The organism is Lapillicoccus sp., assembly GCF_036559105.1.
Classification (GTDB): Bacteria; Actinomycetota; Actinomycetes; order Actinomycetales; family Dermatophilaceae; genus Lapillicoccus.
This window is the reverse complement of sequence record NZ_DATBTV010000121.1, coordinates 1-5,261: the sequence shown is the minus strand read 5'-3', so window position 1 is coordinate 5,261 and position 5,261 is coordinate 1. Positions and strand designations below refer to the sequence as shown.

Here is a 5,261-nt window from a genome sequence, read left to right as displayed (position 1 = left end):
CACCTCGTGACAGGGTGACCCCGTGCGACTGCTCCTGGTCGAGGACGAGCCCGGCATGGCGGCGGCCCTGGGCCGCGGCCTCAGCGCCGAGGGGTATGTCGTGGACCGCGTCGCAGACGGGCCGGCCGGGCTGGAAGCGGCCCGCTTCGGCGCGTACGACGTCGTGGTGCTCGACATCATGCTCCCGGGCATGTCCGGCTACTCCGTGGTCCGGACGCTCAGGGAGGAGCAGAACTGGGTACCGGTGCTCCTACTGTCCGCCAAGGACGGCGAGTACGACGTGGCCGACGGGCTCGACTACGGCGCGGACGACTACCTCACCAAGCCGTTCTCGTTCGTGGTGCTGCTGGCTCGGCTGCGGTCACTGGTCCGGCGCGACACCGGACCACGCCCCACGGTGCTCGAGGCCGGTGGTCTCAGCCTCGATCCGGCCACGCATCGCGTACAGGTGGACGGCGCCGACGTCGAGCTGTCGCCTCGTGAGTTCCGCCTGCTCGAGCAGCTGCTCCGCGCCGCCCCGGCAGTCATCAGCAAGGACGAGCTGCTGGACCAGGTGTGGGCGTCGGGGGACGACGCGAACGTGGTCGAGGTCTACGTCGGCTACCTCCGGCGCAAGCTCGGCCGCGAGCGGATCGAGACGGTCCGCGGTGTGGGCTACCGGATCGCCGACTGATGCTCACCCGGTTCCAGCAGATCGGCCTGCGCGGTCGCCTGATGACCATCGGTGTGCTCGGCGTTGCCGGCGCCCTCGTCCTCGGCGGGGTGATCCTGTATGCCGTCCTCGCGTCCTCGTTGACCCGCACCGTGCAGTCCACGGCCCTCGCCAGCGCGCAGGAGGTGGCCCTGCTGGTCAGCTCCGGTCGCATCCCCGACCCGGTCCCGGCGTCCGGGGCGCAGGTCGTCCAGGTGCTGTCGGCCGACAACCGGGTGCTCACCGGCTCGCTGACCGCGGACCGGCTGACGGCGCTGGTGACGCCGGAGGAGAAGGAGCGAGCGGTGGCCGGTGACGTCGTGGTCGTGGCCGGCAACCGGTCCGGCCTCTCTGGCGGCCTTCAGGTCAGCGCCGTGGAGGCCGGGTCGGGCGCCGACCGGGTCACCGTGGTCGCGGCCCTGCCGACCGCGGACCTCGAGTCGGCCACGACGACGCTGCGGAACCTGCTGCTCGTCGTCTTCCCTCTGCTGCTGCTGGTCTGCGCCCTCATCGCGTGGCGGGTCATCGGCGCGGCGTTGAAGCCGGTCGAGGAGCTGCGCAGCGGAGCGGCGAGCATCGACGGGTCGTCCACCGACGAACGGCTGCCCGTTCCCCCTACTCACGACGAGATCGCAGCGCTGGCAACGACATTGAACGAGATGCTCGATCGCGTCGCCGGGGCGCGCCGGACCCAGCGAGCGTTCGTCGCCGACGCCGCCCACGAGCTGCGCAGCCCTCTCGCGACGATGCGGACCCAGCTCGAGGTTGCGACGCGACTCGGTGAGGGCGGTCGGCTGCCCGACGACCTGCTCCCGGAGGTCGCCCGGCTGTCGGGGCTCGTCGAGGACCTGCTGCTCCTCGCCCGCGCCGACGACGGGGGCACCCCCACGCCGAGCGTCACCGGAGCCGTCGAGCTCGGTGGGCTCGTCGACGAGGTGAGTGCCCGGTATGCGACGGCCCGGGTGCCGGTGCGCAGCGGGGTCGCGAGCGGCCTGGTACCGGTGTCGGTCGACGCGTCCTACGACGACCTGTACCGCGCGCTGACCAACCTCGTCGACAACGCGGTCCGACACGCGTCCTCCGAGGTGGAGCTCTCCCTCGACGTGGTCGACGGCACGGCCCGGATCGGTGTGACGGACGACGGCCACGGCATCCCGGAGGCGGACCGCGAGCGCGTCTTCGACCGGTTCACCCGACTCGACGAGGCGCGGGACCGTGACAGCGGCGGCACCGGCCTCGGTCTGGCCATCGCGCGAGAGTTGCTGCGGCGCAACGGTTCCCGGGTATTCCTCGAGGACGCGCGACCAGGTGTGCGGGCCGTCGTCACGCTGCCGACCGGCCAGGACCTCAGCCGGTCGTGAGCTCCTTCGCCACCAGCTCGGCGATCTGTGCGGTGTTGAGGGCCGCCCCCTTGCGAAGGTTGTCGCCGCAGACGAACAGCTCGAGCGTGTTCGGGAAGTCCAGGGCCTGACGCAGCCTCCCGACGAAGGTGGGGTCGGCGCCGACGACGTCGGCAGGAGTGGGGAACTCGCCCGCGGCGGGGTCGTCGAGGACGACCACGCTGGGGGCCTCCTCGAGGGCCTGACGGGCCGCCTCGACGGTGATGTCCAGGGCGAAGACGGCGTGCACGGCCAGTGAGTGCGTCGTGATCACCGGGACCCTGACGCAGGTGGCCGAGACCTTGAGGTCGGGGATGTCGAGGATCTTGCGCGACTCGTTGCGGACCTTGAGCTCCTCAGACGACCAGCCGTCGTCCTTGAGTGAACCGGCCCAGGGCACGACGTTCATCGCCAGCGGTGCCGGGAACGGTGACTCCGGTCCGAGCTTGTCGACGATCTCGCGGCGGACGTCGCCGGCCTGCGAGCCCAGCTCGCGGTTGCCGCCGACGACCTGGAGCTCGTCGTGCAGTCGGTCGATGCCGGGCTGCCCGGCGCCGGAGGCGGCCTGGTACGACGAGACGACGAGCTCGGTGAGCTGCCACTTGCGGTGCAGTGCGCCGAGAGCGTCCATCATGGTCAGGGTCGTGCAGTTGGGGTTGGCGATGATCCCCTTGGGGCGGTTCCGGACGGCGTCGGGGTTGACCTCGGGGACGACGAGCGGAACGTCGGGGTCCATCCGGAACGATCCCGAGTTGTCGACGACGACGACGCCCCTGGCCGCGGCGACCGGCGCCCACTCGGCCGAGACCTCGTCGGGGACGTCGAACATCGCGACGTCGACGCCGTCGAAGACCTCGGGGGCGAGGGCCTGGACCTCGACCTGCTCGCCGCGGACGTCGAGCAGCTTGCCCGCGGAGCGCGCCGAGGCGACGAGGCGGATCTCGCCCCAGACGTCCTCGCGGGTCGAGAGGATCTGACGCATCACGGTGCCGACCGCACCCGTGGCCCCGACCAGCGCGAGGGTGGGTTTACGCATACTCACGGCGTTGCTCATCTCCCACTACCTCCGTAGACCACGGCCTCACCGTCGGACGAGTCGAGGCCGAACGCCGTGTGGACCGCCCGGACCGCGTCGTCCAGCTGGTCGTCACGGGTGACCACCGAGACGCGGATCTCGGACGTCGAGATCATCTCGATGTTGATGCCGGCGTCGGCGAGCGCCTGGAACAGCGTGGCCGAGACACCGGGGTGCGACCGCATACCGGCCCCGATCAGCGACAGCTTGCCGATGTGGTCGTCGTAGAGCAGGGTCGCGAACCCGACCTGCTGCTGGATCTGGGCCAGGGCCTGCATACCGGTCTGGCCGTCGGTCTTCGGCAGCGTGAACGAGATGTCGGTGAGGCCGGTCTCGGACGCGGAGACGTTCTGGACGATCATGTCGATGTTGATCTCGGCGCGGGCGACCGCCTGGAAGATCTCGGCGGCCATGCCGGCGCGGTCCGGGACGCCGACCACCGTGATCTTGGCCTCGTTGCGGTCATGTGCGACGCCGGCGATGATCGGGGCTTCCACGGACTCTCCTTCCGGGCCGTGTCGGGGCTTGTCGGTGATCCAGGTTCCCTCGTTGGGGGAGAACGACGAGCGGACGTGGATCGGCATGTCGAAGCGCCGGGCGTACTCGACGCAGCGCAGGTGCAGGATCTTGGCACCGCACGCGGCCATCTCGAGCATCTCCTCGTTGCTGAGGTGATGGATCTTGCGGGCGCTCGCGACGATTCGCGGGTCGGCGGTGAAGACCCCGTCGACGTCGCTGTAGATCTCGCAGACGTCGGCGTTGAGCGCGGCCGCCAGGGCCACGGCGGTGGTGTCGGAGCCGCCGCGACCGAGGGTGGTGATGTCCTTGGTGTCCTGGCTGACGCCCTGGAACCCGGCGACGATCGCGATGTGGCCGGCGTTGAGGGCGGTCTGGATCCGGCCCGGGGTGACATCGATGATGCGCGCCTTGCCGTGGACGGCGTCGGTGATGACCCCTGCCTGGCTGCCCGTGAAGGAGCGCGCCTCGTGGCCCAGGTTCGCGATGGCCATGGCGAGCAGGGCCATCGAGATGCGCTCGCCGCTGGTCAGCAGCATGTCCAGCTCACGGCCCGGCGGGAGCGGGGTGACCTGGTTCGCGAGGTCGAGGAGCTCGTCGGTCGTGTCGCCCATGGCGGAGACCACCACGCAGACCGCGCTGCCGGCCTTGCGGGTCTCGACGATCCGGCGGGCAACGCGCTTGATGCTCTCCGCGTCCGCCACCGAGGAGCCGCCGTACTTCTGCACCACCAGGCTCACGGCGACACTTGCTCTCTCGACGGCACGGACGTTGATCGGGTCGGAAGTGCCAGTTTATCGGGGGTCCCGTGACACCTCGACGGGCTCCGGACAGTGAGATGGGCGGCTCAGGGTCCGGACCCACCCGCACTGAGCCGCCACGCTCCGGTCGGCTGTGGACGCAGCGTGTAGAACCAGAGGTGGTCGCCGTCCTGAAGGCTCTGGTCGCCACCCTTGGTGGTGAGCGTGGCGGCGAGGACGACCTGGTCGGCGCTGGGCTTGGACGTGTAATCGTCGCTCCGGTAGGAGAGCACGTTGGTATGGCCGCACAGCTCACCGTCGGTGAGGAACCGGTCCACCGCATAGGCGTGGGTCGTCGCACAGTCGCTCGCCTGCAACGCCAGCAGGTATGCGTCGAGCACCTGGCGCGGTGTCGCACCGTCGGCCGGAAGGGACCTCGCCACGTGGGTGCAGGCGCCCAACCCGATCACTGCCACCAGCGCCGCCACGACCACGGTGGTGGCCCGAGCAGCGGTGGTGGCCCCAGCAGCGGCGGCACCCTGAGCAGCGGCGGCACCCCGAATGGCGCGCTCGGCCCGCTCTCGCCAGGTGGCTCCGCCCGCTGGTACCACCCGCTCGGAGCCGACCGTCGCACGACTACATGAACCTCACCTCAGTACACCGGTGGTCCTCAGTACGGCGGTGGTCCTCAGTACGGCGGTGGTCCTCAGTACGGCGGTGGTCCTCAGTACGGGGGAGGTTCCTCGAACGTCGTCACCCCAGCGGCGGCCGCTGCCGCGTCGAGCTCGGTGTCGGTGACCGGCGCGCCGAGTGGGTCGTCGTAGTTGTGCCGCCGGGTGAGATAGCTCCGCGCCGAGCAG

Annotated in this window: 5 protein-coding genes; 2 read left to right on the top strand and 3 right to left on the bottom strand. The window is 70.6% G+C overall.

Features of this window, described 5'->3' with window-relative positions:
* Positions 1–22: 22 nt before the first annotated feature.
* A complete protein-coding gene (locus VIG79_RS15075; protein WP_331887112.1) occupies positions 23–673 on the top strand; it encodes a response regulator transcription factor in 651 nt (216 codons plus the stop codon).
* Positions 673–2,052 (top strand): ATP-binding protein, encoded by a 1,380-nt coding sequence (locus tag VIG79_RS15070; RefSeq protein ID WP_331887110.1) that lies wholly within the window; start codon positions 673–675, stop codon positions 2,050–2,052. Before VIG79_RS15075 ends, VIG79_RS15070 begins: the two co-directional genes overlap by 1 nt.
* Here VIG79_RS15070 and VIG79_RS15065 read toward each other — a convergent pair.
* The 3 genes from VIG79_RS15065 to VIG79_RS15055 all read right to left on the bottom strand — a co-directional run bounded on the left by VIG79_RS15065 (position 2,039) and on the right by VIG79_RS15055 (position 4,889).
* A complete protein-coding gene (locus tag VIG79_RS15065) occupies positions 2,039–3,124 on the bottom strand; it encodes an aspartate-semialdehyde dehydrogenase (RefSeq protein ID WP_331887108.1) in 1,086 nt (361 codons plus the stop codon). The two genes, VIG79_RS15070 and VIG79_RS15065, sit on opposite strands and share 14 nt — an antisense overlap.
* Positions 3,121–4,401 (bottom strand): aspartate kinase, encoded by a 1,281-nt coding sequence (locus tag VIG79_RS15060; RefSeq protein WP_331887106.1) that lies wholly within the window; start codon positions 4,399–4,401, stop codon positions 3,121–3,123. The genes VIG79_RS15065 and VIG79_RS15060 overlap by 4 nt, the downstream gene beginning before the upstream one ends.
* Positions 4,402–4,508: 107 nt before the next feature.
* On the bottom strand, positions 4,509–4,889 hold the full coding sequence (locus VIG79_RS15055; protein WP_331887104.1) for a hypothetical protein: 381 nt from the start codon (positions 4,887–4,889) through the stop codon (positions 4,509–4,511).
* Positions 4,890–5,261: the final 372 nt, after the last annotated feature.

Coding starts and splice junctions, on each gene's coding strand:
- VIG79_RS15065 (WP_331887108.1), bottom strand. CDS start 3,124: ATGAGCAACGCCGTGAGTATGCGTAAACCCACCCTCGCGCTGGTCGGG.
- VIG79_RS15070 (WP_331887110.1), top strand. CDS start 673: ATGCTCACCCGGTTCCAGCAGATCGGCCTGCGCGGTCGCCTGATGACC.